The sequence below is a fragment of the Falsigemmobacter intermedius genome (genome assembly GCF_004054105.1).
GTDB classification, from domain to species: domain Bacteria; phylum Pseudomonadota; class Alphaproteobacteria; order Rhodobacterales; family Rhodobacteraceae; genus Wagnerdoeblera; species Wagnerdoeblera intermedia.
Map to the genome: position 1 here is coordinate 24,093 of NZ_SBLC01000001.1, position 26,487 is coordinate 50,579.

The 26,487-nt window shown below is 63.2% G+C and carries 22 protein-coding genes; 9 read left to right on the forward strand and 13 right to left on the reverse strand.

Features of this window, described 5'->3' with window-relative positions; all coding sequences use genetic code 11:
* The first annotated feature begins 70 nt into the window (after positions 1 to 70).
* The 9 genes from tsaE (at position 71) to EP867_RS00175 (ending at position 12,661) form a co-directional block, all read left to right on the forward strand.
* On the forward strand, positions 71 to 571 hold the full coding sequence (tsaE, locus tag EP867_RS00135; protein ID WP_128486192.1) for a tRNA (adenosine(37)-N6)-threonylcarbamoyltransferase complex ATPase subunit type 1 TsaE: 501 nt from the start codon (positions 71 to 73) through the stop codon (positions 569 to 571).
* On the forward strand, positions 568 to 1,578 hold the full coding sequence (locus EP867_RS00140) for an aminoglycoside phosphotransferase family protein (protein WP_128486193.1): 1,011 nt from the start codon (positions 568 to 570) through the stop codon (positions 1,576 to 1,578). The genes tsaE and EP867_RS00140 overlap by 4 nt, the downstream gene beginning before the upstream one ends.
* Positions 1,554 to 2,234: a nucleotidyltransferase family protein gene (locus EP867_RS00145; protein ID WP_241656771.1), complete on the forward strand. Its 681-nt coding sequence runs from the start codon at positions 1,554 to 1,556 to the stop codon at positions 2,232 to 2,234. The genes EP867_RS00140 and EP867_RS00145 overlap by 25 nt, the downstream gene beginning before the upstream one ends.
* The gene (addB, locus tag EP867_RS00150) at positions 2,231 to 5,164 is read left to right on the forward strand and encodes a double-strand break repair protein AddB (RefSeq protein WP_128486194.1); all 2,934 of its coding nucleotides are present in this window, start codon (positions 2,231 to 2,233) and stop codon (positions 5,162 to 5,164) included. Before EP867_RS00145 ends, addB begins: the two co-directional genes overlap by 4 nt.
* Complete coding sequence (gene addA / locus EP867_RS00155; protein ID WP_128486195.1) at positions 5,161 to 8,502, forward strand: double-strand break repair helicase AddA; 3,342 nt, start codon at positions 5,161 to 5,163, stop codon at positions 8,500 to 8,502. Before addB ends, addA begins: the two co-directional genes overlap by 4 nt.
* A gap of 37 nt (positions 8,503 to 8,539) precedes the next feature.
* Positions 8,540 to 8,860 carry a thioredoxin gene (gene trxA, locus EP867_RS00160; protein WP_128486196.1) on the forward strand — a complete coding sequence of 107 codons (321 nt, stop codon included), beginning with the start codon at positions 8,540 to 8,542 and terminating at the stop codon, positions 8,858 to 8,860.
* 72 nt (positions 8,861 to 8,932) lie between these two features.
* Complete coding sequence (locus EP867_RS00165; RefSeq protein ID WP_128486197.1) at positions 8,933 to 10,762, forward strand: ABC transporter ATP-binding protein; 1,830 nt, start codon at positions 8,933 to 8,935, stop codon at positions 10,760 to 10,762.
* Positions 10,763 to 10,837: 75 nt separating this feature from the next.
* Positions 10,838 to 12,061, forward strand: coding sequence for a class I SAM-dependent RNA methyltransferase (locus tag EP867_RS00170; protein WP_128486198.1), 1,224 nt, complete (start codon positions 10,838 to 10,840; stop codon positions 12,059 to 12,061).
* Between the two features lie 96 nt (positions 12,062 to 12,157).
* Positions 12,158 to 12,661 carry a L,D-transpeptidase family protein gene (locus EP867_RS00175; protein ID WP_128486199.1) on the forward strand — a complete coding sequence of 168 codons (504 nt, stop codon included), beginning with the start codon at positions 12,158 to 12,160 and terminating at the stop codon, positions 12,659 to 12,661.
* A 119-nt stretch (positions 12,662 to 12,780) separates the two neighbouring features.
* On the opposite strand, the gene EP867_RS00180 is transcribed toward EP867_RS00175, so the two are convergent.
* The 13 genes from EP867_RS00180 to EP867_RS00240 form a co-directional block, all read right to left on the reverse strand.
* On the reverse strand, positions 12,781 to 14,601 hold the full coding sequence (locus EP867_RS00180) for an AMP-dependent synthetase/ligase (RefSeq protein WP_128486200.1): 1,821 nt from the start codon (positions 14,599 to 14,601) through the stop codon (positions 12,781 to 12,783).
* A gap of 9 nt (positions 14,602 to 14,610) precedes the next feature.
* Positions 14,611 to 15,429 carry an ABC transporter ATP-binding protein gene (locus EP867_RS00185; RefSeq protein ID WP_128486201.1) on the reverse strand — a complete coding sequence of 273 codons (819 nt, stop codon included), beginning with the start codon at positions 15,427 to 15,429 and terminating at the stop codon, positions 14,611 to 14,613.
* 3 nt (positions 15,430 to 15,432) lie between these two features.
* Positions 15,433 to 16,620 (reverse strand): ABC transporter substrate-binding protein, encoded by a 1,188-nt coding sequence (locus EP867_RS00190; RefSeq protein WP_128486202.1) that lies wholly within the window; start codon positions 16,618 to 16,620, stop codon positions 15,433 to 15,435.
* A gap of 50 nt (positions 16,621 to 16,670) precedes the next feature.
* Positions 16,671 to 17,714, reverse strand: a complete 1,044-nt coding sequence (locus EP867_RS00195) for a branched-chain amino acid ABC transporter permease (RefSeq protein ID WP_128486203.1) — start codon at positions 17,712 to 17,714, stop codon at positions 16,671 to 16,673.
* A complete protein-coding gene (locus tag EP867_RS00200; protein WP_128486204.1) occupies positions 17,715 to 18,599 on the reverse strand; it encodes a branched-chain amino acid ABC transporter permease in 885 nt (294 codons plus the stop codon). It abuts the gene before it with no gap.
* Positions 18,596 to 19,429 carry an ABC transporter ATP-binding protein gene (locus tag EP867_RS00205; RefSeq protein WP_128486205.1) on the reverse strand — a complete coding sequence of 278 codons (834 nt, stop codon included), beginning with the start codon at positions 19,427 to 19,429 and terminating at the stop codon, positions 18,596 to 18,598. Before EP867_RS00205 ends, EP867_RS00200 begins: the two co-directional genes overlap by 4 nt.
* Positions 19,430 to 19,705: 276 nt before the next feature.
* Entirely contained in the window at positions 19,706 to 20,902 is a 1,197-nt protein-coding gene (locus EP867_RS00210; RefSeq protein WP_128486206.1) for a phenylacetate--CoA ligase family protein, read from the reverse strand.
* A gap of 13 nt (positions 20,903 to 20,915) precedes the next feature.
* A complete protein-coding gene (locus EP867_RS00215; protein ID WP_128486207.1) occupies positions 20,916 to 21,737 on the reverse strand; it encodes an ABC transporter ATP-binding protein in 822 nt (273 codons plus the stop codon).
* 61 nt (positions 21,738 to 21,798) lie between these two features.
* Entirely contained in the window at positions 21,799 to 23,082 is a 1,284-nt protein-coding gene (locus EP867_RS00220) for an ABC transporter substrate-binding protein (RefSeq protein WP_128486208.1), read from the reverse strand.
* 68 nt (positions 23,083 to 23,150) lie between these two features.
* Complete coding sequence (locus tag EP867_RS00225; protein WP_128486209.1) at positions 23,151 to 24,227, reverse strand: branched-chain amino acid ABC transporter permease; 1,077 nt, start codon at positions 24,225 to 24,227, stop codon at positions 23,151 to 23,153.
* Positions 24,228 to 24,311: 84 nt separating this feature from the next.
* On the reverse strand, positions 24,312 to 24,533 hold the full coding sequence (locus tag EP867_RS00230) for a hypothetical protein (RefSeq protein WP_128486210.1): 222 nt from the start codon (positions 24,531 to 24,533) through the stop codon (positions 24,312 to 24,314).
* A gap of 150 nt (positions 24,534 to 24,683) precedes the next feature.
* Positions 24,684 to 25,670, reverse strand: coding sequence for a branched-chain amino acid ABC transporter permease (locus EP867_RS00235; protein ID WP_128486211.1), 987 nt, complete (start codon positions 25,668 to 25,670; stop codon positions 24,684 to 24,686).
* Positions 25,663 to 26,487, reverse strand: coding sequence for an ABC transporter ATP-binding protein (locus tag EP867_RS00240; RefSeq protein WP_128486367.1), 825 nt, complete (start codon positions 26,485 to 26,487; stop codon positions 25,663 to 25,665). Before EP867_RS00240 ends, EP867_RS00235 begins: the two co-directional genes overlap by 8 nt.

Sequence of the window (26,487 nt, forward strand, 5' to 3'; positions counted from 1 at the left end):
CCGCCGGGCCTGCCACCGGACGGATGGCAAGCCGCTTCCCCGCCCGATGCTTTGGCGCTAGAACAAAGGCATGACCCAAGCGCCCGCCTCACTCACCCTTTCCCTGCCCGATGCGGAGGCCACGACCGCCCTTGGCGAAGCCCTGTCCGAAAGGCTCACCCCAGGCGATGTCCTGCTGCTCGACGGGCCGATCGGCTCTGGCAAAACCCATCTGGCGCGGGCCATGATCCATGCGGCCCTCGCGCGGGAAGGGCGCTTTGAGGATGTGCCCTCCCCGACCTTCACCCTGGTGCAGGTCTATGACACCGCGGAGTTTGAGATCTGGCACGCGGATCTCTACCGGCTGGGCCACCCTCAGGAAGTGATCGAACTGGGGCTTGATGACGCCATGCAAAACGCGGTCTGCCTGATTGAATGGCCCGACCGTCTGGGGGATCTGACGCCGCAGGGGGCATTGCATTTCACCTGGCAGGCCGAAGGTGAGGGGCGCGCGCTCACCCTGACCGGCCCGGCAAAGCGGCTCGCAGAGCTTGCCGACCATCCTCAGATCCGGACCCTCCTGAAACCATGACCTCCAGAGCCGAGCTTTCCCGCCTCTTCCTTGCCCAAAACGGTTATGATCATTGGCAGCGCCGGTTTCTTGCCGGGGATGCCTCGCCGCGCAGCTATGACAGGCTGAGCCTCGGGGACAAAACGCTCGTGCTGATGGATGCGCCGCCCGAGCGCGGTGAAGATGTGCGTCCCTTCGTCAAAATGGCCAGCCATCTGCGCAGCCTTGGCCTTTCTGCGCCTGAGATCCTGGCAGCGGATGAGCAGAACGGGTTTCTGCTGCTCGAAGATCTGGGGGACGATCTTTATGCCCGCGTTCTCGATCGGGGCGCAGATCCGGCCGCACTTTATAAAACCGCATTGCAGGCGCTGCATATTCTGCAAAAGGCGCCGCCGCCGGCGGGTCTTCCCGCGCACAGCCCCGGCTTTATGGCCGATGCGGCGGGCCTTGCCTTCAGCTGGTACGCCCGTGCCGTCACCGGCGAGGCGCAGGACCCTGCGCCGCTGGTCGCGGCCATGGCGGAAGCCATGTCTGCGCATTGCACGCAAGTCCCCGTTCTGGTGCTGCGGGACTACCATGCCGAGAACCTGCTCTGGCTGCCCGGGCGGGAGGGGGCTGCGCGTGCGGGTCTTCTGGACTTCCAGATGGGCTCACTCGGGCAGCCGGAATATGACGTGATTTCGCTGCTGCAGGATGCGCGGCGCGACGTAGATCCCGCCTTCGCCGATGCGATGATCGCAGATTATGCCGCCCTGCGCGGGGCAGACCCAAACCAGACGGCGCTCGCCTGCGCTGTGCTTGGCGCACAGCGCAACCTGCGGATTTTGGGCGGTTTTACCCGGCTCTCGCTGCATTTCGGCAAGCCCGGATATGTCAAACTCATTCCCCGCGTCTGGGGGTATCTGCAGCGCTGCCTTGCGCGACCGGAACTGGCAGAATTGCGCGAGATCGCAGCCCGCCTGCCCGCTCCTGACGCCACCGCTTTGAAAAGGATCGAAGATCTGTGCGGAACCTGCCCCGATCCCTGATGCTCTTTGCCGCCGGTTTTGGCACCCGAATGGGTGCGCTGACCGCCCATCAGCCCAAGCCGCTGATCCCGGTGGCCGGACGGGCGCTGATCGACCATGCGCTGGATCTGACAGGTCCGGCCGGAGTTGAGCGGGTGGTGGTCAACACCCATTACCGCGCCGCCCAGCTTCGCGCTCATCTGGAGGGCCGCAATATCGCCATCAGCGATGAAAGCGACCGCATCCTCGAAACCGGGGGCGGTCTGCGCAAAGCCCTGCCGCTGCTGGGCGCGGGGCCGGTTTACACGCTGAACTCGGATGCGGTCTGGACCGGGGCCAACCCGCTTGTGGAACTCAGCGCCGCCTGGGACGGCGAGCGGATGCAGGCGCTTTTACTTCTGGGGCGGGCGGAGGGCATTCGCGGCCGCAAAGGCGGCGGGGATTTTTCGCTCGACTGCGATAGCCGTATCTCGCGCGGCGGCGATCTGACCTATCTGGGGGCGCAGATCCTCTGCCCTGAGGGGCTGCATGACATTGACGAGGATGTCTTTTCCCTGAACCGCCTGTGGGATGCGCAGATCGCAGCCGGCACGGCTTACGGCATTCTGCACGAGGGGCTCTGGTGCGATGTCGGCCACCCTGAGGGCATTGAGATCGCGGAAGAGATGATCCGATGAACCCGCAAAGCCAGATCTGTGGCGTGCCGCCCGGCCTCGATTTCGCCGAAGAACTGGTGCGGGGACTGCGCGCGCGTATGGCCGGTCAGCCGCCTGAGGCCATGGCACGGGTGACGCTTTGGGTAAACTCGTCAGGCATGCGCAGCCGGGTCCGGGCGCAGTTCACGCCGCCCGCGATCCTGCCGAAGATCCGCCTGGTCACCGATCTGGCCGAAGCCATCCCCCTACCCGGCCTGCCCCCGACGGAGCCGCCGCTGCGCCGCCGCCTGCAGCTGACGCAGCTGATCGCAAAGCTGCTGGATGCCGAGCCGGATCTGGCGCCACGCGCCTCGCTTTATGCCCTGGCCGACAGCCTGGCGGGGCTGATGGATGAGATGGCGGGCGAAGGCGTGTCGCCTGAGGCTCTGGCCGCGATTGACGTCTCTGACCATTCTCTGCACTGGGCGCGGACGCAGCGGTTTCTCAGCATCATCGCCCCCTTCTTCGGCCCCGATGCCAGCCCGCAGACCGAGACGCGCCGCCATATGGTGGCACAGCAACTCGCGGAGTTCTGGGCGAAAAACCCGCCGCCCGGCCCGCAGATCATCGCAGGCACCACCGGCTCGCGCGGGGCGACGGCGCTGCTGATCAAGGCGGTTCTGTCTTTTCCGGGCAATATCCTTGTCATGCCGGGGCATGATTTCGACATGCCCCATGCGCTCTGGGACAGCCTGGGCGATGCGCTGACCGCTGAGGATCACCCGCAATACCGGACCCGCCGCCTGCTGGATCTGCTTGAGGCGACCCCCGATCAGATCCGGCCCTGGACCGAGACCCTGCCCCCCGCGCCCGAGCGCAACAAACTGGTCTCCCTCGCGCTGCGCCCCGCCCCGGTCACCGACCAGTGGCTGGAAGAGGGCCGCGACCTGCCCGATCTGCGCCTCGCCGCTGAGAAGCTGACGCTGATTGAGGCCCCCTCCCCCCGCGCTGAGGCCCTGTCGGTCGCGCTGATCCTGCGTGAGGCGGCTGAGACGGGCCGCTCGGCCACACTCGTCAGCCAGGACCGCGATCTGGCCCGCCAGGTCTCGGCGGTTCTCGACCGCTGGGGAATTGTGCCTGATGACAGCTCAGGCCGTCCGCTGGCGCTTTCGGCGCCGGGGCGGCTTTTGCGGATGACGGCGGGGCTGTTCGGGCGGCAGATGACCGGCGATCAGCTTCTGGGGTTGTTGAAGCACCCGCTGGTCGCCAGCACCGAGGCGCGCGGCCCGCACATGATGCTGACCCGCACGCTGGAGCTGCATCTGCGCCGTAAAGGCCCGGCGCATCCCGATGCGCAGTTCCTGCGCGACTGGGCCTCGGCTCAGAATGCGCCGGACTGGGGGATGTGGCTCGGAGCCGCCTTTGACGGGATTGAGCAGGCCGGAGAGACCAGCCTGACCGAACATCTGGCCCGCCACCGCCGCCTGACCGAAACCCTGGCCGGAGGACATCTCGCAGAGGGCACCGGACGGCTTTGGGAAGGGGCGGCGGGTGAAGGCGCGGAAGCCGCCCTCGCGTCGCTGGAGCGTGAATCGGAACATGGCGGCATGCTGTCGCCGGGCGATTACACGGCACTCTTTGACGGTGTGATCGCCGCGCAGCAGGTGCGCGAAACCATTCTCGCCCATCCGCTCATTCGCATCAAAGGCTCGCGGGAAGCGCGGGAACTGCCCTCAGATCTGCTGATCCTTGGCGCGCTGAACGACGGCTCCTGGCCCAGGCTGCCGCCGCCCGACCCCTGGCTCAACCGTTATATGCGCGTGGCGGCAGGGCTTTTGCTGCCCGAACGCCGCATCGGTCTTTCGGCGCATGACTTTCAACAGGCCGTCGCCGGGGCCGAGGTCATCATCACCCGCGCCACCCGCGGCGCAGAGGCGGAGACCGTCCCCTCCCGCTGGCTGAACCGGCTGGTGAACCTGATGCAGGGCCTGCCTGATAAACACGGCCCCGAGGCCCTGGCCGGCATGCGCGCCAAAGGCCGGGTCTGGCTGGAGATGGCCCGCGGCCTGGAGCGCCCTGAGGCTGAAGTTCCCCGCGCCCGCCGCCCGGCCCCTGTGCCGCCGCTGGCCGCCCGCCCGACCACACTGCCGGTGACCGGAATTGAGACGCTGATCCGCGACCCTTACGCGATTTATGCCCGCGAAATCCTGCGGTTGCGCAAACTCGATCCGCTGAGGGCCGAGCCCGATGTCCGGCTGCGCGGGACGGTGCTTCACCGCGTCATGGAGGTTTTCGCCAAACGCGGCGGCCATAAGGCCGAAACGGGCGGCTATGCGAATCTGATGTCCGCCGCCGATGAGGTGCTGGAAGCGGAAGTCCCCTGGCCCGCCGCCCGTGCGCTCTGGCGCAGCCGCATCGCGCGGATTGCCGACTGGTTTCTGGCCTTTGAAGAGGCCCATGCCGGAGAGCCGGTGATGCTGGAAAAGGGCGGCGCGCTTCTGGTTCCGGGCACCACCTTCACCCTGACCGCGCGGCCCGACCGGATCGACCGGCTGGACGACGGGCGGGTGCATATCTACGACTATAAGACCGGCACGCCTCCTTCCGAAAAGCAGCAGCAGTATTTCAACCAGCAGCTTCTGTTGCAGGCCATGATGGCCGAGGACGGCGGCTTCCCGCGTCTTGGCCCCGCCCAGGTGGCAGCGGCGACCTATGTGGGTCTTGGCAGCACGCCCAAAGCCTCTTCGGTGGCGGTGGACAGTGAAAGCCTGGCCCGCGCCCGTGAGGGGCTGAAGAAGCTGATTGAAAGCTACAGCGATCCCGCGCAGGGCTATTCGGCGCGCCGTGCCATGCAAAAGCAGGCCTTTGGTTCAGACTATGACCAGCTGTCGCGCTTTGGCGAATGGGACATGACCGAAGAGCCTGAGCGCCTGCCCGTCGACCATCTGCCCCGCCCTGAGGAGACGCCATGAGCAACCCCGCATCCGAGCGGCAGCGCCTGGCCGCTGACCCCGGGCAATCCACCTGGCTTTCGGCCAATGCGGGCTCGGGCAAGACCAAGGTTCTGACCGACCGCGTGGCGCGTCTGCTGCTCTCGGGCACCGAGCCGCAGCGCATTTTGTGCCTGACCTATACCAAGGCCGCCGCTGCGGAGATGCAGAACCGCCTGTTCCGCCGCCTGGGCGAATGGGCTATGCTGGACGAAGAGCGCCTTATCGCCGCGCTCCTTGATCTGGGTCTGACTGAGGCGCCGGGGCCCGAGACCATCCGCGCCGCCCGCCGCCTCTTTGCCCGCGCGATTGAGACGCCGGGGGGGCTGAAAATTCAGACCATCCACAGCTTCTGCGCCTCGCTGCTGCGCCGCTTTCCGCTGGAGGCGCGGGTCTCGCCGTCCTTTGTGGAGATGGACGACCGCTCAGCAGAACTGCTGCGCGCCGAAATTATTGAGGAGATGGCCGAACACCGCGCCCCCCATGTCATCGCGCGGCTGGCAAACCTTTATACCGGCGAGGATTTTCTGTCGCTCGCCGCCGATGTGGCGGGCAAACGCGCGCGTTATGCGGCTGTGAACCGCGCCGATCTGCCGGGACTTCTGGATGCCGTGCCGGGCGACACGCCAGCAAAGCTTCTGGGCTTTGTTTTCACCGGGGATGAGGCGCAATGGGCCTCAAAACTGGGTGAGGCGCTTGGCAAAGGCTCCGCCAATGACGTGAAGGCCGCGGCGAAATGGGCGGCCGTCAATTTCCGCAACCCGGGGCTGAAGGATCTGCAGCTTCTGGAAGGTCTGCTGCTGACCGGCGCCTCGGCCAAAGAGCCGTTTAAGGCCAAAATCGGCAGTTTTCCGACCAAAGCCACGCGGTCAGCATTGGGGGATCTGGCCGACGAACTCGATGCCCTGATGGAGCGGGTGGAGGAGGCCCGTGCGCGGCGCATCGCTCTGGGTGCGCTGGAGAAAGCCGAAGCCCTTTATGATTTCGCCGATCACTTCCTGCCCGAATATGAGCGGCGCAAACAGCTGCGCGGCTGGCTCGATTTCGACGATCTGATCCTGCGGGCGCGGGATCTTCTGTCGGAAAGCTCGGTGGCGCAATGGGTGCTTTACCGTCTGGACGGTGGCATCGATCATATTCTCGTCGATGAGGCCCAGGACACCGGCCCGGACCAGTGGCGGGTCATTGAACTGCTGGCGCAGGAATTTACCGCAGGCCAGGGGGCGCGGGACAATCCCCGCACGATCTTTGTGGTCGGCGACAAAAAGCAGTCGATCTATTCCTTCCAGGGCGCAGACCTTGAGAAGTTCGACGCCATGCAGGCGCATTTCTCTGAGCGGCTTCAGGCGCTTGGCACGGGGCTGCGCTCGCTGCCGCTGGAATATTCCTTCCGCTCGTCTCCGGCGGTGCTGAAGGCGGTGGATACCACCTGCGCGCCCTTTGGCAGCATGGGACCGGTCTCGCATATCGCCTTTCATCAGAGCCTGCCGGGCCGGGTCGATCACTGGCCGGTCATCGGCGCTGAGGAAGATCCGGAACCCGGCGACTGGTTTGATCCGGTGGATCTGCCGGGTCCGCGCGCGCCCCAGGTGATCCTGGCTGAGACAATCGCCAAGCATATCAAAGACCTGCTCGATGCGGGCACGCAGCTTCCCAGCCATAAGGGCGCGCGTCCCATGCGGGCGGGCGATGTGCTGATCCTGGTGCAGCGGCGTAATCTCCTCTTTCATGAGGTGATCCGCGCCTGCAAAGCCGCGGGCCTGCCAATCGCCGGGGCGGACCGGCTGAAACTCGGCGCGGAAATCGCTGTGCGCGATTTGGCGGCGCTCCTTTCCTTCCTTGCCACCCAGGAAGATGATCTGTCGCTGGCGACCGCGCTGCGCTCGCCGCTCTTTGGCTGGTCTGAGGCGCAGATCTACGATCTGGCGCAGGGCCGCAAAGGCTGGCTCTGGGAGGCGCTGCGCAACCGCAAAGACCATGCCGCCACGCTGGAGGTGCTGAATGATCTGCGCGGCCAGTCGGACTATCTGCGCCCCTTTGAGCTGATCGACCGCATCCTCACCCGCCATGACGGGCGGCGCAAACTCATCGCGCGTCTGGGGCCGGAGGCAGAGGACGGGATCGATCAGTTCCTTGGCCAGGCGCTTTCTTATGAGCGGATGGAAGTGCCGGGGCTGACCGGCTTTCTGAACTGGCTTGAGACCGATGATGTTGAGGTGAAACGCCAGGCCGATGCGGCGGGTGACCGGATCCGCGTGATGACGGTGCATGGCTCCAAGGGGCTTGAGGCTCCGGTGGTCATCCTCCCCGACACCGGCGACCGCAAGCCCGCAGGCGGCGGCGAGACCCTCCTGATTGAAGGGGATGTGCCGGTCTGGCGCACCGCAGACAGCGCCTCTCCGAATGCGATTCTGCAGGCGAAAGAAGAGCTTGCCCGCGCCTGGACCGAAGAGAACCAGCGGCTGCTTTACGTCGCCATGACCCGGGCCGAGACCTGGCTGATCGTGGCCGCCGCGGGCAAGGCTGAAAAGCCCGACTGCTGGTATAACGCCATCGCCGAGGGGCTGCGGGTGGCGGGTGCGAAACCTTTTGACAGCCCCGTTGGCCCCGGCCTCAGGCTCGAAAGCGGTGTCTGGCCGGACAACGGTGCGCCCGAGGCCGCTGCGGTTCAGGAGGATATCCCCCTGCCCGACTGGGCGCGGCGTGCGCCCCCCGTCCCGCCTGCGATGCCCCTGCCGATCCGCCCCTCTGATCTGGGCGGTGCCAAAGCGCTTGGCGGTGAAGGCGGTCTGGCCGAAGACCTGGCGATGAACCGCGGCACCGCGCTGCATCTGCTGCTGGAACGGCTGCCGGAACATCCGCAAAGCGACTGGCCCTCCATCGCCGCCAGCCTGCCGGGTGTGGATGAGGAGCTGCTGGCAGAGGCGCGTCAGGTCCTGACCAACCCGGGCCTTGCCCATATCTTCGCACCGGACACTCTGGCCGAAGTGGCGATCCATGCCGATCTGGGCGGGCGGGTGCTGCAGGGCGCGATCGACCGGCTGATTGTGCGCGACGATCACATCCTCGCGGTGGATTTCAAATCAAACGCCACGGTGCCTCGAACGCCCGACCAGGTGCCGGAGGGTATTTTGCGTCAGATGGGGGCCTATGCCCATGCCCTTGCGCAGATCTGGCCGGGGCGGCGGATTGAGACCGCGATCCTCTGGACCGCCTCGGGGGAACTTATGGCGCTGCCTGCGGGTTTGACCTCAGCCGCGCTGAACCGATCCGGCTCGCTTCCCGCTGCCCTCCTTGACGCTGAGGGGGGGCGAACCTAGGTTCAGCCCAACGCAAACTCCATGCGAGGAGAGTTCCATGGCCACCGTTCCCGTCACCGATGCGACCTTTGAGGCCGAAGTTGTCAATGCCGACATCCCCGTCGTCGTCGATTTCTGGGCTGAATGGTGTGGCCCCTGCCGTCAGATCGGCCCGGCGCTCGAAGAGCTTTCGGCTGAATATGAAGGCAAGGTGAAGATCGTAAAGATCAACGTCGACCAGGATCAGGCCGCCGCGGCTCAGCTTGGCGTGCGCGGTATTCCGGCGCTGTTCCTGTTCAAAGACGGCAAAGTCGTCTCCAATAAAGTCGGCGCCGCCCCCAAGGCCGCGCTGCAGGCCTGGATCAGCGAGGCGCTCTGATCTTCGGCTGAGTTTTGTCCGGGCGGCCCCCGCCCGGACACCCCGTCGCGCCGCAGTTTAATGACGGATGCGATGTTTAAATTTTTCGAAAATCTCGTTGATCCCTTCGCCGGATATGAGCCTCAGGATGCGCCACCCCGCCGCCTCTGGCCCTGGCTGAAGGACTATATCCGCCCCTTCTGCCGGGTTTTTCTCGTCACAGCGCTGCTCTCTGTGCTGATCGCTTCGGGCGATATTGCGCTGATCTGGTATGTCGGGCGGCTGGTCGATCTGATGGCGGCAGGCACGCCTGCCGAGGTGATCGCCACCCACTGGCCTGAATTTCTGACCGTGACCCTGGTGATCGCGCTGCTGCGCCCGGTAATCTCCGGCGCAGGCACGGCGCTTCTGCACAACACGATCCTTCCGAACTTCGGCACCATGATCCGCTGGCGCGCGCATCGTCATGTGCTGCGCCAGCCGGTCGGCTGGTTTGAAAGCGATTTCGCAGGCCGCATCGCCAACCGCATCATGCAGGCCCCGCCCGCCGCCGGGGATGCGGTCTTTCAGACCTTTGATGCCATGTCCTTTGGCCTTGTGACGGTGATCGGGGCGGCCCTTCTGCTGGCCGATGCCGACCCGCGCCTGGTGCTGCCGCTGCTGGTCTGGCTGGGGCTTTACGGGCTTCTGGTGCGCTGGACGATCCGCCATGCCGGCCCCGCCGCCAAAGCCAGCGCCGATGCGCGCTCGGCGGTGACCGGCCATGTGGTCGATGCCTATTCCAATATCACCTCGCTCAAGCTTTTCGCCCATCACACCCGCGAAGAGGCCACGGCGAAGGATATGATACAGCACGCCCGCCTGAAGTTTCAGGAAGAGATGCGCATCATCGTCCGGATGGATGTGACCCTCACCATGCTGAACGGGTTGCTGATCATCTCAGTGATCGGCTGGGCGGGGCTCTTGTGGTATCAGGGCGCGGCCAGCGTGGGCGCGGTTGCGGCAGCCGCCGCCCTGGTATTGCGGCTGAACAATCTGACCTACTGGCTGATGTGGGCCACCACCGGCCTCGTCCAGGCCCTCGGCACCGTGCAGGAGGGGATGGAGACCATTACCCAGCCGCTCTCTGTCCTCGACGCGCCGGAGGCAAAACCCCTCGACTGGCAGGGCGGCCATATCCGTTTTGAGGGCGTCAGCCACAGCTATGGCAAAGGCACCGGTGGCATCCGCGACATCTCCTTTGAAATCGCGCCGGGCGAGAAAGTCGGGCTCGTCGGCCGCTCCGGGGCAGGAAAGACCACCCTGGTCAAACTGCTCCTGCGCTTCCATGAGGCCGAATCCGGCCGCATCCTGATCGACGGCCAGGACATCTCCCGCATCACCCAGGACAGCCTGCGCCGGCGCATCGGCATGGTGCAGCAGGACAGCAGCCTTCTGCACCGCTCGGTGCGCGACAACATCCTCTACGGCCGCCCCGAAGCCTCAGAGGCTGAGATGATCGCCGCTGCCAAACTGGCCGAGGCCCATGACTTCATCACCAGCCTCTCCGACCCCGAAGGCCGCACGGGCTATGACGCCCATGTCGGCGAGCGCGGCGTGAAACTCTCGGGCGGTCAGCGCCAGCGCATCGCCCTTGCGCGGGTGATCCTGAAAGATGCCCCGCTTCTGATCCTCGATGAGGCAACCTCTGCGCTCGACAGCGTGTCAGAGGCCGCGATCCAGGAGGCCCTTTACCGCGTCATGAGCGGCAAAACCGTCATCGCCATCGCCCACCGCCTCTCCACCATCGCCGCAATGGACCGGATCCTCGTTCTCGATGACGGTCGCATCACCGAAGAAGGCACCCATCAGGAGCTTCTGGCACGGGGCGGCCTCTATGCCGGGCTCTGGGCGCGGCAGTCCGGTGGCTTCCTCAGGGCCTGAGCCCGCTCTGGTCATTCACCCGCTTTTGCCATAAACCGCAGCCTTCCCGCGCAGCAGCCGCCCCTGAGGTAAGCCATGAAACTGACCATTGACCGCCTTGGCCACCACGGTGACGGCATCGCAAAAGGCCCCGACGGCCCGGTGTTTGTGGCCGCCATGCTGCCCGGCGAAGAGGTTGAGGGCGAGCTGAAAGGCGACCGCCTGGAAGGCGCAAAGATCATCACCCCATCGGTGCACCGCCGCAAAGCCCCCTGCCCGCATTATCGCGCCTGCGGGGGCTGCGCGCTGCAGCACGCCCATGATGACTTCGTGGCAGGTTGGAAAGCAGGCGTCGTCCTTCATGCGCTGAACGCCCAGGGCATCACCGCTGAAATCACCGCCATCCACACCTCGCCCGGCCACAGCCGCCGCCGCGCCACACTCTCAGCCCGCCGCACCAAGGCCGGGGTGACCCTCGGCTTTCACATGCGCGGCTCGGATCAGGTCATCGCGGTCCCCGAATGCATGCTGCTTGACCCGGAGGTGAAACGCCACTTCCCCGCGCTGGAAGAACTCACCAAACTCGGCGCCTCGCGCAAGGGCGAGCTGTCGATCACCATCACCGCCTCGGTCTCCGGCCCCGATCTGGCCGTGACCGGCGGCAAACCCCTTGATGCCATGCTCCTGCAGGATCTCGGCCAGCTCTGCGAACGCTTCGGCATCGCCCGCATCACCTGGGACGGAGAGGCCGCCGCCACCCGCGCCCAGCCCCTGGTGCCCGCAGGCCCCGGCCAGATCCACCTCGCCCCCGGCGCCTTCCTCCAGGCCACCGCTGAGGGAGAGGCCGCCCTCGTCAATGCCGTCTGCGCCACCACCAAAGGCGCAAAACGCGTGGCTGATCTCTTTGCGGGCTGCGGCACCTTCACCCTGCCGCTGGCGCTGCAATCTGAGGTCCATGGCATTGAAGGCGCAGCCCCCCTCACCCGCGCGCTCGACCAAAGCGCCCGGATGGCAAAGGGCACCCATAAAATCACCGCCGAGACCCGCGATCTCTTCCGCAACCCGCTGATCCCGGATGAACTTCGCCGCTATGACGCTGTGGTCATCGACCCGCCCCGCGCCGGAGCCGAAGCCCAGATCGGTGAGCTTGCCCGCTCAAACGTACCGGTCATCGCCATGGTCTCCTGCAACCCGGTGACCTTCGCCCGCGACGCAAAAGCGCTGATCAACGCCGGCTATGTCATGTCGGACCTCCAGGTCGTGGATCAGTTCCGCTGGGCCACCCATGTCGAAATGGTCGCCGCCTTCCGCCGCGGCTGAACCGTTCACAATCTGCCCTCCCACGCAGATTTTTATTGCCTTCCGGGCCGGATCATCGCATCCGGCTCAGAAGCAATCAAAAACTCGCGGGCAGTGATGCGCTTCTTTCAATTCTTTCTCGTCATCGTGATGGCGGTCGGCCTCGCCGCCTGCGGATCATCCAAATTCAAATCCTATAACGGGCCCGCGGTCACAAAGATTGAGGTCCATAAATCGGCCCGGCAGATGTATCTGCTGCACAATGGCCGCATCCTCAAAAGCTATAACATCGGCCTTGGCTTCGCGCCTGAGGGGCATAAACAGTTCGAAGGCGATGGCCGCACGCCGGAGGGGGTCTATTACATCGACCGCCTCAATCCGAACTCGCGCTTTCACCTCTCGGTCGGCATGTCCTACCCCAATCAGGCGGACCGCGAATTCGCCCGCGCCCATGGCAAAAGCCCGGGCGGCGATATCTTCATCCACGGCGAAAACGGCATGAAGAACAACCGCGGCCGCGGCCGCGACTGGACGGACGGCTGCATCGCCGTCACCGACAAGGAGATGGAGGAGATTTACTCCATGGTCCGGGTCGGAACCCCCATCGTGGTCTTCCCCTGAATGCAAAAGGGCCGGCAAAGCGCCGGCCCTTTTCAGTTCAAAGCCACATTCCGGCTTTGGCTTTTTCCAAATACTCCCGCCGGAGGCGCATCTCTCCCCCGGCACCACCCTCCGGCTTTTCAGGCCGCAGCGCGCCCGCCGTAAAGCGCCTCAATCTCAGCCGCATATTTCCCATAGATGCTCGCGCGGCGGACCTTCATCGTGGCCGTCACCTCGCCATCATCATGGTCCAGCTCTTTGCTCAGCAAATGGAACTTCCGCACCTGAGCCACCTGGGCCAGCGTTGCATTGCCCGCAGCCACTTCGCGCTCAATCAGATCGCGCACACGCGAATCTTCAGCCAGCGAGCGGAAGGTCGTATAGGCGATCCCCTGCTCTTCGGCCCATTTGCCCACCGTCTCCGCATCAATCTGGATGAGTGCCGAGACAAACTTCCGCTGCTCACCCACCACGATGCATTCCTTGATAAAGGGTGAGGCCTTCATCGTATTCTCAATCTCCGAAGGCGAGAGGTTCTTGCCCCCGGCGGTGATCATAATATCCTTCAGGCGGTCCACGATACGGAACTGCCCGTCGCGGACTTCGGCCACATCTCCGGTATGCAGCCAGCCGTCGCGGATGGTTGCGGCCGTGGCCTCCGGGTTGCGCCAATAGCCTGCAAAAACCACCTCTGAGCGCACCAGCAGTTCACCGCTTTCGGCGATCTTCATCTCCGCATTGGGAATGGCGACCCCCACCGAGCCCGGATCAAGCCGGGAGAGCTTTTGCGCCAGCACCATCCCCGTGGTTTCCGTCGCGCCATAGACCTCGACCAGCGGCACGCCGATGATGCGGAAATATTCCACAATCTTCGGCGAAATCGGCGCCGCGCCCGTATAGGCCAGCCGCGCCCGGCGCAGACCGATGAAATTCTGCAAAGCGCGAAACACCGTCCAATAGTAAAACTGAAAGGTCAGCCTTTCTCCCAGGCTGCGCTCTGCGGGCGGCTTTGTCGCAAAGGGCGCACAGGCCGCCACGCCCCGGTCATGCAGACGACGGCGCAGGCCACCCGCTTCCATCAGCCCGATATGAATGGCGCTGTGCAGCTTTTCCCAGATGCGCGGCACGCCAAGGAAAGTGGTGGGTGCGACCTCGCGCAGATCCTCCTGCACGGTGCGCAGGCTTTCCCCGAAATCGATGCGCGAGCCGGTGTAGATCGGGCCCATGGTGGTCAGCATCTGCTCGGCCACATGGCAAAGCGGCAGATAGCTCAGATGGCTGTCCCCCGGCCCGATGCCCAGCATCTCCCGCACGGCAAATGCTTCGGCCCGCAGATTGCGGTAACTCAGCATCGCGCCCTTGGGTTTTCCGGTCGAGCCCGAGGTATAGATCATCAGCCCGATGTCATCGAGGCTCTGGCGCGCCAGAACATCCGCCACCAGCCCCGGATTGCGGCTGCGATCCTCCCGCCCCCTGGCCTCCAGATCTTCAAATGAAATCACCAGATCCGGATCATAGGCCCGCATCCCCTTGGTCTCGATCACCACAATCCGCTTCAGATGCGGCAGGCTTTCGCGCTCTTCGAGGACCTTATCGACCTGCTCCTGATCCTCACAAAGGATCACCTCTGCCTCGGCGTGGTTGAGCACATAGGCCACTTCATTGGCAGGCGAGGTGGCATAGACCCCCACGGTCACCGCCCCCGCCAGCCCGGCGCCGAGTTGCGCCAGAACCCATTCAATGCGGTTTTCAGACAGGATCGCCAGATGCCCGCCCGCTCCCAGACCCGTCAGCCGCAACCCATGCGCCACATCGGAAGCACGCTCAAAATAGCCTGCCCAGGTGGTCGGGTTCCAGATCCCGAAATCCTTCTGACGGATCGCCACCCGCGTGCCCAGGGCGCGGGCATTCTGCGCCAGCATCTGCGGCAGGGTCAGTTCGGGCAGGTCATTGGCTTTCATGGCAGATCCTCACGACAGCCAGCGCTTGCGGCGCTTGTAGTGCTTGATATTGCGGTAAGATTTCTCGCCGCCGCCACCGCCGTGGCCCAGATAGAACTCGCGCACGTCCTGGTCTTCAATCAGCCGCGAGGTCGGGCCGTTAAGCTGAATTTTCCCGGTCTCCATGATATAGCCGTAATGGGCAACGGCCATGGCGACATTGGCGTTCTGCTCAACCAGCAGCATCGACACGCCGGTCTGTCGGTTGATGCGCGAGATGATGGTGAAGATCTCTTCCACCAGGATCGGCGACAGCCCGAGCGAGGGCTCATCCAGCAGGATCAGCTTGGGCTGCGCGATCAGCGCGCGGCCAATGGCCAGCATCTGCTGCTCTCCTCCCGACATATAGCCCGCGCGCTGGTTGCGCCGCTCGGCAAGCCGGGGGAAATAGTCATAGACCAGCTCAAAAGGCGTGCGCGCAAGCCCGCGGCCTGACAGCGCAAAGGTGGCGGCCGTCAGGTTCTCCTCAACCGTCAGATCCTCAAAGATCCGGCGGCCCTCCATGATGTGAAAAAGCCCCGCGCGCACCAGTTCATGCGGCTTCATGCGGGAAATATCCTGGCCATCGAGGAGGATTTTCCCCGCCGTCAGCTCACCGTTCTCCAGCCCCAGAAGGCCGGAGATCGCTTTCAGCGTGGTGGATTTCCCCGCCCCGTTTGAGCCCAGCAGCGTCACCACCTGGCCTCTAGGGACGGAGAGAGAAAGCCCCCGCAGGGCCTGCACCGCCTTGTTGTAGATCACTTCGATATTCTCGACCTGTAAGATCAGGTCAGACGGTGCAGTGCTCATGCGTCAGGCTCCGACGTTGATCCAGTCCGAGACCGGGTTCATCTTCTTCTCCGCCGCCGAATATTGATAAACGCGACCCACCGGGATCGAATTTCCGGTCATCGAGAAGGGCACGCCGATGATGCCGCCGGTGTCGAAATCCTTGATGGTGTTCATCGCGGCTTTCAGGTTTTTCCCGGTCAGCTCCTGCCCGGCTTCCAGCACGCGTTTCGCGCTTTCGACCAGGATCATCATCGAAATCATGCCCTGCATATAGCCGGTCGCCTGATAGTCGGGACGCATCTGCCGGATGGTCTCAAGCATCGGCGCAGGCTCGGTGTCGTAGTAATAGCGGTAGGGCATGATGCCCATGAAGCCGTCCGCCACCTCGCCCACATCATCCCAGATTGAGCTGTCCATCGACCAGAAGGTGCCCATGAACTTCGTCTCAAGACCAAGCTGTTTCGCCTGGCTCATGAACTCGGGCAGCGGCGCTTTGATATAGCCGTGGAAGATCACGTAATCCGGCCGCGCGCGGCGCAGCTTCAGCACTTCGGTCGAGACATCCACTGAGCCGGGCGGCGTGATGATCACCTCTCCCACATCGAGACCAAGCGCTTTGGCGCGGGCGGTGCCAGGCTCAATCGGGTCGCGGCCAAACTCAGAGTCAGAGCAGACGAAGATCACCTTGGCGCCGGGTTTTTCCTTGGCGATATGCTCCAGCAGGATCGAGAACATCTCAGAATAATCCGGCCCCGGGATGAAGATATTGGGGTGCTTTTCGGGATCATTCAGCTCGGTTGCGAAAGAGGCACCGCCCATCAGGATGCGGTCGGCCCGGGCGAGTTCGGGTGAGATGGTTTTCGCAAAAGCGGTCGAGTCGCCATAGTAGAGGTGGATGTCGTTCTGGCTCGTCAGCTTGTTAAAGACGGCGACCGAAGTGTCGGGCTTATAGGCCGTATCCTCATAGGCCAGCCGCAGCTTACGGCCCGCGATGCCGCCCTTGTCGTTGATGATTTTGACGTAATCCTGCATCGCCTTTTCAACGGCGACCCCGGCGAAGCCAAACACCCCGGTCAGCGGCAGCGAGCCGCCGATCACCAGTTCGCTGTCATCGGCAAAGGCAGCCAGGGTGGTCCCTCCCAGAACCCCCGTGGCCATGGCAGTAGCGCCCATCAGTTGAAGAAGTGAGCGACGTGAAACCTGTGACATGAGTTCCTCCCCGGATGTCATTGGGTTGCTTGTGGTCGTCAGTCGAAAGCTCAGGTCCGGAACGGCCAGACCCGGAAGAAACGGCGGATGCGCTGAATAATCTCAGCGAGCCCCTGGGGTTCAAAGACCAGAAAGCCCACGATCAGCGCGCCGAAAACAATCGTGCGCACCGGCGAGAGGATCAGGCTGGCGTTGGGAATGACGGGCGACAGGAAATCCACCACATAGCGCAGCAGTTCAGGCACCATGGTCATGAAGATCGCCCCGATCACCCCGCCGATGATGGTGCCCATGCCCCCCACAATCACCGCCGCCAGCAGGAAGATTGAGGTAACAAGCGGGAAGCTTTCCGGCGTCACCACGCGAAAGAAGAGCACCCAAAGCCCGCCCGCGATCCCGGCGTAAAACGAGGCGAGAGCGAAGCTCAGAAGCTTATAGCGCAGGATCGGGATCCCCAGCACTTCGGCCGAGATATCGCGGTCGCGGATCGCAATGAAAGCGCGCCCGATGCGGTTGCGAAACAGGTTCGCCGCCCCCGTCACCATCAGAAGCGTGACCGGCATGATCAGCCAGTAGAGATGGCGGTATTCGACCAGTTCAAAGCCAAAGATGCGGCCAGGCTCCAGCGTCAGCCCGGCGGTGCCGCCGGTGACCGATTTCCAGTCGATAAAGATGAAATGCAGAATGAAAGAGGCCGCGATGGTGGCGATGGCCAGATAAAGCCCTTTGATCCGCAGGCTCGGAAGGCCCACCAGCGCACCCACGGCGGCTGCCAGAAGGCCACCGGCCAAAAGGTTCACCGGAAGCGGCAGGCCAGTGTTTTTCTCAAGCCAGGCAACGGTATAGGCCCCGACCGCCATAAAGGCAGCGTGGCCAAGGCTGACCAGCCCGGTAAACCCGGTCAGCACATTCAGCCCCGTGGCGGCGATGACATTTATCATCACCAGGCAGGCCAGATAGATCCAATAGGTGTTAAAAACGAAGGGCAGCACGACCAGCCCGGCCAGCAGGATCCCCATCCAGAGCTTCTGCGGGCCGGTGGTCAGCAGCGCCTCATCGGCGCGGTAGCTTTCTTTTGCGGTGCCGATAATCATTTACAGACGCTCAATTTCATGGGTGCCAAAGAGCCCGTAGGGCCGGATCACCAGCGTGAGGATCAGGATGCCGAAGGTGACGGGCGAGACATATTCGCCGCCCATGTAGGAAGAGACCCAGGCCTGGATCACCCCAAGCGCGAGGCCCCCCACCAGCGCGCCCAGCAGGCTGTCGAGGCCGCCGACGATCACCACCACCATGGCCGAAAGCCCGAAGACCCCCATGACCGGAGAGATGCCGCCGATTGCGCCGAGCAGAACCCCTGCCCCGGCCGCCGTGGCGCATCCCACAATCCAGGCGATGGAAAAGACCCCCGGCACATTGATGCCGCAGCTGTAGGCCGCCGCCTGATCCGAGGCGGTGGCCCGCAAAGCCACGCCGCCGCGCCAGAAGCGGAACAGGATCAGGAAGATACCGATCACCACAGAGGCTGCGATAAAGGCCACGAGGATCTTGCGGCTGACGTAAGCCTCCCCAAAGAACACCGGGGTATTGGCGATGAAATTCGGCAGCGATTTCGGATCGGTGCCCCAGAAGGCCTCCACCAGCCCCACCAGAACCGAGCCAAGTCCCACGGTGACCATGAAGACCGAGATCGCGCTTTCGCCCAGCATCGGGCGGATCAGCCCGCGCTCGACAATCGCGCCGACTGCGCCACCGCCGATGATCGCCAGCGGCAGCGCCCCCCACCAGGGCAGCGAGAGCGAGGCGGCGAAGGTGAAAAACAGATAGCCGCCGAGCATCAGGATTTCTGAGACGGCAAGGTTAATCACCCGCGTCGCCTTATAGATCAGCACGAAGGCCAGGGCCGTCAGCGCCAGCAGCGCCCCCGAGCCCAGGCCCGCCAGGGTGACTTCGGTGAAAAAGAGCATCTCATCGCTCATGCCGCGCCCTCCTCTGCCTGCAGACGCCGCATCAGCGCCGCCGGATCACCGGAACCGAGATAGGCGGCGGCCACCTCCGGATCATTCTGAACGACCGAGGGCACGCCTTCGGCGATTTTCTGGCCAAAGTTCAGCACCGCCACATGGTCTGAGATATCCATCACGAGGCCCATGTCATGCTCTACCATCAGGATGGTGACGCCCCATTCCTCTTTCACATCCAGGATGAAGCGGGCCATATCCTCGGTCTCTTCGCGGTTCATCCCCGCCACCGGCTCATCAAGCAGCAGAATGCGCGGCTGCATGGCCAGCGCACGGGCGAGTTCGACGCGCTTTTGCAGCCCGTAAGACAGCATCGCCACCGGCTTATTGCGGATGTGGTCGATCTCCAGGAAGTCGATGATTTTGCGCTCAATCTCGGCGCGGAGTGCCTCTTCTTCGCGGGCGGCGGGACCAAGGTGCAGAAGGCCCTGAAGGATATTGGTCTTCAGATGGGCGTGACGTCCCAGCTTGATATTGTCGAGCACCGTCATGCCGCGAAAGAGCGCGATGTTCTGAAAGCTGCGCGCCATGCCCAGGGCCGCACGGCCATGGGCTTTGACGTTTGAGACGTCTTTGCCGTCGAGCAGCACGCGGCCCTGGATTGGTTTGTAAAACCCCGAGATGCAGTTGAACATCGAGGTTTTGCCCGCGCCATTGGGCCCGATCAGTGCGGTCACCGAACCGGATTCGGCCTTGAAAGACACATCGCGCAGCACCTTCAGCCCGCCGAAGGCCAGGCTCACACGCTCCACCTCCAGGGTCGCTCCGCGGTCAGACGACGCGCTCACAGGCGCCCTCCGCAGGTTCTCAGCATGGCAGTTCCCCCCTTCCGTCAGCCGGCCTCCGGGACATGCCAAAGAGAGCGGTAAAACCGCTTTCTGTTGACCTCATTCCTGGAAACCCCGGTCGTAACCTGTGCCGAATCCCCTTATTTTCTTTGGGTTTCCGGCAGCGCTTTCCACAAGGCTATGAGAGGAGCGCCGCGTCAGGCAACAGATTTCTTAACCTCGTTTCCCTACGTCATTTGCCCGAAAAACAGGCATTTTTCGCAACTTCCGCCGAGCTCAGCCGTAACTGCGGGTGTCGTCGATCACCTTACCGTCATTGGGCAGCGAGCCGGGCGGCACCAGTTCAATCCGCCCGCGCAGCTTCAGCGTCTCAAAGACCGAAGTCTCATAAAGCGCGGGGTTGGAGGCGCGGGTTTCGACCTGCACGGTCATGCTGTCCATCTCTCCCTCGCGCCCGGCCACGACGCGGGCGCGCAGCACTTCGGGGTGACGGGCGACGAAATCGGCGACCTGTTCGGGGCGCACGAACATGCCTTTGATCTTGGTGGTCTGATCGGCGCGTCCCATCCAGCCCCTGATGCGGGTATTGGTCCGGCCGCAGGGCGACTGCCCCGGCAGCACCGCCGAAAGATCCCCGGTAGCAAAGCGGATCAGCGGGTAATCGGTGTTAAGATTGGTGACCAGCACCTCGCCCACTTCGCCCGGCGGCACCGGATCGCCGGTGCCGGGGCGCACGATTTCGAGGATAATCCCCTCATCCGCGACCATGCCTTCCAGGGCGTCGGTCTCATAAGCGATATTGCCGACATCGGCAGTGGCATAGCACTGCCGGGTGATGACGCCGCGATCGGCATATTCCTGACGCAGGCTGGGGAAGAGCGCACCGCCCCCCACCACCGCGCGGGCGAATTTCAGCAAAACGCCCTGCTCATCCGCCTTATCAAGGATGACCTTCAGAAAATCCGGCGTGCCTGCATAGACGGTCGTGCCGATATCACGGGCTGCGCGAACCTGCAGATCGGTCTGGCCGGTGCCCGCAGGCAGCACGGCAGCCCCGACCGCACGGGCGGCGGTTTCGAACATGATGCCGGCCGGGACCAGATGATAGGAAAAGCAGTTCTGCACGATGTCATGCCCGCGCACGCCGCTGGCATGCAGAAAACGCCCGAGGCGGAACCAGTCGGCGCCCGCGCCGCCCGGCTCATAGATCGGACCGGGGGACTGGAAATAATGCGACAGGCCCTTCACCGCAAAGCCCCCGAAGGGCGGCTCTGCCTGCTGGCGGGACACCAGATCGGATTTTCGCGTCACCGGCAGCTGCGCCAGATCGGCCAGGCTTTGCACCGCGACCCCGGCATAATGTTGACCCGCCGGGGCCGAAACCGCCGCTTTCAGCGCATCACGTAACTGCGCAAGCTGCGCCGCTTCACGGGCGTCCTGGCTGCGGGTCTCAAGTTCATCGTAAAAGGACATGATCTGCCCTCCCTCAGGCCAGCCAGCGTTTGCGGCGGCGATAGCTGCGCACATCCCGGAAGCTCTTGCGCCCCTTGTCGGACATGCCGAGGTAAAATTCCGCAACATCAGGGTTTTCGCGCAGCTCCTGCGCGGTCCCCTCCATCACCACACGGCCCGATTCCAGGATGTAACCGGTATGGGCATAGCGCAGCGCGACGTTGGTGTTCTGCTCAGCCAGCAGGAAGGTCACCCCTTCGCGGGCGTTCACTTCGCGCACGATCTCAAAGATCTGCTCCACCAGCTGCGGCGCGAGACCCATGGAGGGCTCATCGAGAAGGATCGTCTCAGGACGGCTCATCAGGGCGCGGCCAATGGCGCACATCTGTTGCTCACCGCCCGAGGTATAGCCCGCCTGGGATTTGCGCCGCTCACGCAGGCGCGGGAAATAGTTGTAAACCATCTCAAGATCTTCGGCGACCTGAGCGCGGTTTTTGCCGGTATAGCTGCCGGTCAGCAGGTTCTCTTCGACGGTCAGATGCTCAAAGCAGTGACGCCCCTCCATGACCTGGATCACGCCACGGCGCACCAGATCGGCGGGGTCTTTATCGGCGGTATTCTCGCCGCGATAGAGGATCTGGCCCTTGGTCACCTCACCGCGCTCTGATTTCAGCAGGCCCGAAATGGCCTTGAGCGTGGTGGATTTGCCCGCACCATTGCCGCCCAGCAGCGCCGTGATGCCACCCTTCGGCACGGTCAGACTGACGCCTTTGAGCACCAGAATGACGTGGTTGTAGATCACCTCGATATTGTTGACCTCAAGCACGGTCTCACGGGTCGGGGCTGCATCCAGCATGACAGAACCTCTTGAAACGACAGGGAGGCGGCGGCCCGCATCAGGGCCGCCGCCTGGCAGATCAGCACTTCGGCGTGATGCCGGCCTCTTTGGCGTAGGCTTCCGAGTCAGCCTTCACCAGCGGGTCGATGACTTCGAGGTCGGACTGGATCCAGTCGGTAATCGCGTTCCATTTTCCGGCGGATGCATCCCACTGCTGGATCAGCGCATAGCCGTCACCGCCGTGGTTTTCGCAGGTGGCCTTGAAGGGCGGCGCGAAATTCGGCAGGCCGAGACCCGCCATGATCTCTTCGGTCACTTCCATGCTTTCCAGCGCGTCGCGCATCATCGCAGGCGTCACCTCTTTGGTGTTGTTGTCGGCCTGAGCCTTCAGCACCGCGAGATGGGCAAGCGCGCCTTCATAGATGCCGCGCAGATACATGATCGAGCCGATCTGATCGCCCGCACCGGCCGATTTACCCGCGTCTTTGACGTATTTCGTCAGATCCGCGAAGATCGGGTAATCGCCGTTGGCGCCGTGCATATTCAGCGACTTATAGCCATTGGCCCCCGCGCCCGCCGGACGCACATCGTTCTCTGAGCCCGACCACCAGGAGCCGTAGATATTCTCCATCGGGTAGCGCACGTTGGCCGCTTCCTGGATGGCAGCCGAGTTCATCACACCCCAGCCCCACATGATGACGAAATCCGGACGGTCGCGGCGGATCTGCAGCCACTGGCTTTTCTGCTCCTGGCCGGGGCTGTCGACGGGGATGGTGTTGAACTCAAACCCGTGTTTCTTCGACAGCTCTTCCAGGGTGCGGATCGGCTCTTTGCCATAGGCCGAGTTGTGATAGAGCAGCGTGATCTTCTTGCCCTTCAGATCATCACCGTTCTCTGCCAGCAGGTGCTTGATGATGATCGACGCCCCATCCCAGTAGTTCGACGGGAAGTTGAAGGTATTGCGGAAGACCGCGCCGTTTTTCACCGAAGTGCGCCCCAGACCCGGGGTCAGCATGGTCAGGCCATCGGCCTCAACCTTGGGGATCAGCTGATAGGCAATGCCGGTTGAGTTCGGCTGGATCAGAAGCGGTTTCTGCCCCTTAAAGCCCTCATAGCACTCCACACCTTTCTCGGTGTTATAGGAGGTCTCACATTCGGTCAGCTTAATCTTCACGCCGCCGATGCCACCGTCACGCTCATTGAGCAGGGTGAAATAATCGGCATAGCCATCGGCCAGCGGGATCCCCGAGGCCGCGAAGGGGCCGGTGCGGTAGACCATGCTGGGGAAGAACAGTTCCTGGGCGAAGGCCGGCATGCCAGTGGCAATGGCGGCGGCGACCAGGGCAGCAAATCTGACTTTCATTCCGATTTCTCCTCCCGGAATTGATGACAGGGGCCAGGGTTTTCCTGGTTCTTCTGATTGGGCCGCCCTTAATGCGGGAAGGGCCAGAGCCGGAGTTTTTCCTTGGTCACGCGCCAGAGCTGCGCCAGACCATGCGGTTCAAGGATCAGGAAGGTGACGATCAGCGCGCCCACGATCATCAGCTCGATATGGGCGGCCAGATCGGTCGGCCAGCCAAGCTGCCCCACCAGAATGTTCTTCAGCACCACCGGCAGCACCACAAGGAAGGCCGCGCCTGCGAAACTTCCGAAGATCGAGCCGAGACCCCCGATGATCACCATGAAGAGGACAAGGAAGCTCTTGTTTATGCCGAAGGCTTCGCCCACTTCCGCCGCGCCAAGATAGACCGAAAAGAAGAGCGCCCCGGCCACCCCGATGAAGAACGAGCTGATCGCAAAGGCCGAGAGTTTGGCACGCAGCGGGTTCACCCCGATGATCTCAGCAGCGATATCCATGTCGCGGATCGCCATCCATTTGCGCCCGGTTGAGCCGCGCGTCAGATTGCGCGCAAGCCAAGCCAGCGCCACGGTAAAAACCAGGCAGAAGAGATATTTGGCCCAGGCCGCCGTCGCAGGACCGGCGATATTGACGCCGAACAGCGTGCGGTCCGGCGCGGTAATCATGCCCGAGGCGGAATAGTTGTAAAACCACGGCACCTTGTTGAAGAGCCAGACCAGAAAGAACTGCGCCGCAAGCGTCGCCACGGCCAGATAAAAACCCTTAATGCGCAGGCTCGGCAGACCAAAAGCCGTGCCCACCAGCGCGGTGATCCCGCCTGCCAGCAGCACATGAATGGCCAGATTAACCTCAGGGAAAGCGGTCATCAGCTTATAGACCGCATAGGCCCCCACAGCCATGAAGCCCCCGGTGCCAAGGCTCACCTGACCGCAATAGCCGGTCAGAATGTTCAGCCCCAGAGCCGCGATCGCATAGATCAGAAAGGGCACCAGCACGGCGTTTGCCATGTAGTCGGTGACAAAGAAGGGCACCACCAGGAAGGCCACCGCCAGCAGCACGAAATAGCCGATGCGGTCGATGCGGATCGGGAAAGTCTGATTGTCTGCCCGGTAGGAGGTTTTGAACTGCCCGGCTTCACGATAGAGCATCTTATGCCTCCTGGCCGCAAACAACGGAAAACGCGCCGGTCCCCGCAGGACGGCGCGTCATGAAGATCAGATTGTAAAAGCGGATCAGGCCTCGGCCTGATACACCCGCTCGCCGCGCTGCAGATCCTGCGTCAGCGCCAGCAGCCGCAGCCGCGACCAGATCCCGATGGCCAGCCCCAGCAGCGAGAGCACCATCACATGCGGCATCAGCGGATGCGCGTCCATATAAGCAAGCAGAGTCAGCCCCCCGAAGACCCAGAAGGCCGAGAAGGCTACGGTGCAGAGAATTGCCAGAAATTTTTTCATGCGCTGTCTCTCCGTCAGAAGCGGCGCCGAATGCGTCACTCTGTCGCAGAGTGAACCACCGTGCGCGGCAGAGAGTCAACTGCAGTGAGTTGGATTCCGCTGCGTCGGCAGCGCGAAATTTTACCATGTCGAACAGATTTCCGGTCATGATCACACCCGCTCAATGATGCGGTCGCCGAACAGTCCCTGCGGACGGAAGACGAGGAAGAGAAGCGCCAGCACATAGGCAAACCAGTTCTCGGTCGCGCCGCCGATCATCGGGCCGATGAAGAACTCAAAGAGTTTCTCCCCCACACCGATGATGAGACCGCCGACAATGGCGCCCGGGATCGAGGTAAAGCCCCCCAGCATCAGCACCGGCAGCGCCTTCAGCGCGATCAGCGAGAGCGAGAACTGCACCCCGGATTTTGAGCCCCACATGATGCCCGCGACCAGGGCCACAAAGCCCGCGATCGACCAGGTCAGCACCCAGATGAAGCGCAGCGAAATCCCGACCGACAGCGCCGCCTGGTGGTCATCTGCCACCGCGCGAAGCGCACGGCCCTGTTTGGAATACTGCGAAAAGAGCGTCAGCGTGACCACGAGGATCACCGCCACGACAGCCGCCACGATATCAAGCGTGTCGATAAAGAAGCCGTAGCCAAAGAGGTTATAGGTGATCTGATCGACGGTTTCAGACATGCCCTGAGGGATGCCGACATCAAGTTTCTTGATATCCGCGCCCCACATCACATCGCCGAAACCCTCCATGAAATAGGCCAGACCAATGGTCGCCATGAAAAGGATGATCGGCTCCTGGTTCACCAGGTGCTTCAGCACATAGCGCTCCACCAGGATCGCAAGACCCACCATGACCAGCGCGGTCAGAAGGATCGCCAGCACCGCCGGAACCTTCCAGCCGAAGTGATGCAGCTGGGTGCCGAACATCGCGTTGATCAGATGCGCAAAGGGGATCTGGCCGTTCTGAATACCCACCAGCGTCAGCGCCGCGAAAAGCGCCATGACCCCTTGGGCATAGTTAAAGATGCCCGAGGCCTTGAAGATCAGCACAAACCCAAGCGCCACAAGCGCATAGAGCACGCCGGCCATCAGCCCGTTCACGGTGACCTCCATGGCATAGAGAATGGTGTCACTCATGGCTCACCCCCAAATAGGCGTCGATCACGGCCTTGTTGCTGCGGATTTCATCGGGCGGCCCGTCGCCGATCTTCTTGCCGTAATCCATTACGACCACCCGGTCCGAGAGATCCATCACCACGCCCATATCGTGTTCGATCAGCGCGATGGTGGTGCCGAATTCGTCATTCACATCGAGGATAAAGCGGCACATGTCCTCTTTCTCCTCGACGTTCATCCCGGCCATCGGCTCATCAAGCAGCAGAAGTTTCGGCTCAGCCGCCAGCGCGCGCGCCAGTTCCACCCGCTTTTTCAGCCCGTAAGGCAGACGGCCGACAGGGGTTTTGCGGATGTGCTGGATTTCCAGAAAATCGATGATCCGCTCCACGGCGGCGCGGTGTTCATCTTCCTCCCGCGCAGCTTTGCCCCACCAGAGCGCCTGCTGCGCAAGGTTGGTCTCCATCATGGTCAGGCGGCCCGTCATGATGTTGTCGAGCACCGACATGCCTTCAAAAAGCGCGATGTTCTGGAAGGTCCGTGCGATGCCCTGGCGGGCCACCTCATAGGGCTTCATCGGCGGGCGTTTCGCACCGCGAAACCAGACTTCGCCTTCCTGGGGGACGTAAAAGCCCGAGATCACGTTCAGCATCGAGGATTTCCCCGCGCCGTTCGGACCGATGATGGCGCGGATTTCGCCCTCGCGGATGTCAAAGCTGATGTCGGTGATCGCCTTCACGCCGCCAAAGCGCAGCGTGATGTTTTTCATTTCCATCAGAACGGGGCCGATTTTGCGCCCGTCTGCGGTGATCCAGCCCTCGGTCGGGAGTGCCTGTGCCAT

Bases quoted from the DNA above. Each gene is read 5' to 3' on its own strand.
- EP867_RS00175 (WP_128486199.1), top strand. From the start codon at position 12,158: ATGCGCTTCTTTCAATTCTTTCTCGTCATCGTGATGGCGGTCGGCCTC.
- EP867_RS00195 (WP_128486203.1), bottom strand. From the start codon at position 17,714: ATGATTATCGGCACCGCAAAAGAAAGCTACCGCGCCGATGAGGCGCTG.
- EP867_RS00230 (WP_128486210.1), bottom strand. From the start codon at position 24,533: ATGAAAAAATTTCTGGCAATTCTCTGCACCGTAGCCTTCTCGGCCTTC.
- EP867_RS00220 (WP_128486208.1), bottom strand. From the start codon at position 23,082: ATGAAAGTCAGATTTGCTGCCCTGGTCGCCGCCGCCATTGCCACTGGC.
- EP867_RS00200 (WP_128486204.1), bottom strand. From the start codon at position 18,599: ATGAGCGATGAGATGCTCTTTTTCACCGAAGTCACCCTGGCGGGCCTG.
- EP867_RS00185 (WP_128486201.1), bottom strand. From the start codon at position 15,429: ATGAGCACTGCACCGTCTGACCTGATCTTACAGGTCGAGAATATCGAA.
- EP867_RS00225 (WP_128486209.1), bottom strand. From the start codon at position 24,227: ATGCTCTATCGTGAAGCCGGGCAGTTCAAAACCTCCTACCGGGCAGAC.
- trxA (WP_128486196.1), top strand. From the start codon at position 8,540: ATGGCCACCGTTCCCGTCACCGATGCGACCTTTGAGGCCGAAGTTGTC.
- EP867_RS00190 (WP_128486202.1), bottom strand. From the start codon at position 16,620: ATGTCACAGGTTTCACGTCGCTCACTTCTTCAACTGATGGGCGCTACT.
- EP867_RS00240 (WP_128486367.1), bottom strand. From the start codon at position 26,487: ATGGCACAGGCACTCCCGACCGAGGGCTGGATCACCGCAGACGGGCGC.
- tsaE (WP_128486192.1), top strand. From the start codon at position 71: ATGACCCAAGCGCCCGCCTCACTCACCCTTTCCCTGCCCGATGCGGAG.
- EP867_RS00180 (WP_128486200.1), bottom strand. From the start codon at position 14,601: ATGAAAGCCAATGACCTGCCCGAACTGACCCTGCCGCAGATGCTGGCG.
- EP867_RS00170 (WP_128486198.1), top strand. From the start codon at position 10,838: ATGAAACTGACCATTGACCGCCTTGGCCACCACGGTGACGGCATCGCA.
- EP867_RS00165 (WP_128486197.1), top strand. From the start codon at position 8,933: ATGTTTAAATTTTTCGAAAATCTCGTTGATCCCTTCGCCGGATATGAG.
- EP867_RS00235 (WP_128486211.1), bottom strand. From the start codon at position 25,670: ATGAGTGACACCATTCTCTATGCCATGGAGGTCACCGTGAACGGGCTG.
- addA (WP_128486195.1), top strand. From the start codon at position 5,161: ATGAGCAACCCCGCATCCGAGCGGCAGCGCCTGGCCGCTGACCCCGGG.
- addB (WP_128486194.1), top strand. From the start codon at position 2,231: ATGAACCCGCAAAGCCAGATCTGTGGCGTGCCGCCCGGCCTCGATTTC.
- EP867_RS00210 (WP_128486206.1), bottom strand. From the start codon at position 20,902: ATGTCCTTTTACGATGAACTTGAGACCCGCAGCCAGGACGCCCGTGAA.
- EP867_RS00140 (WP_128486193.1), top strand. From the start codon at position 568: ATGACCTCCAGAGCCGAGCTTTCCCGCCTCTTCCTTGCCCAAAACGGT.
- EP867_RS00215 (WP_128486207.1), bottom strand. From the start codon at position 21,737: ATGCTGGATGCAGCCCCGACCCGTGAGACCGTGCTTGAGGTCAACAAT.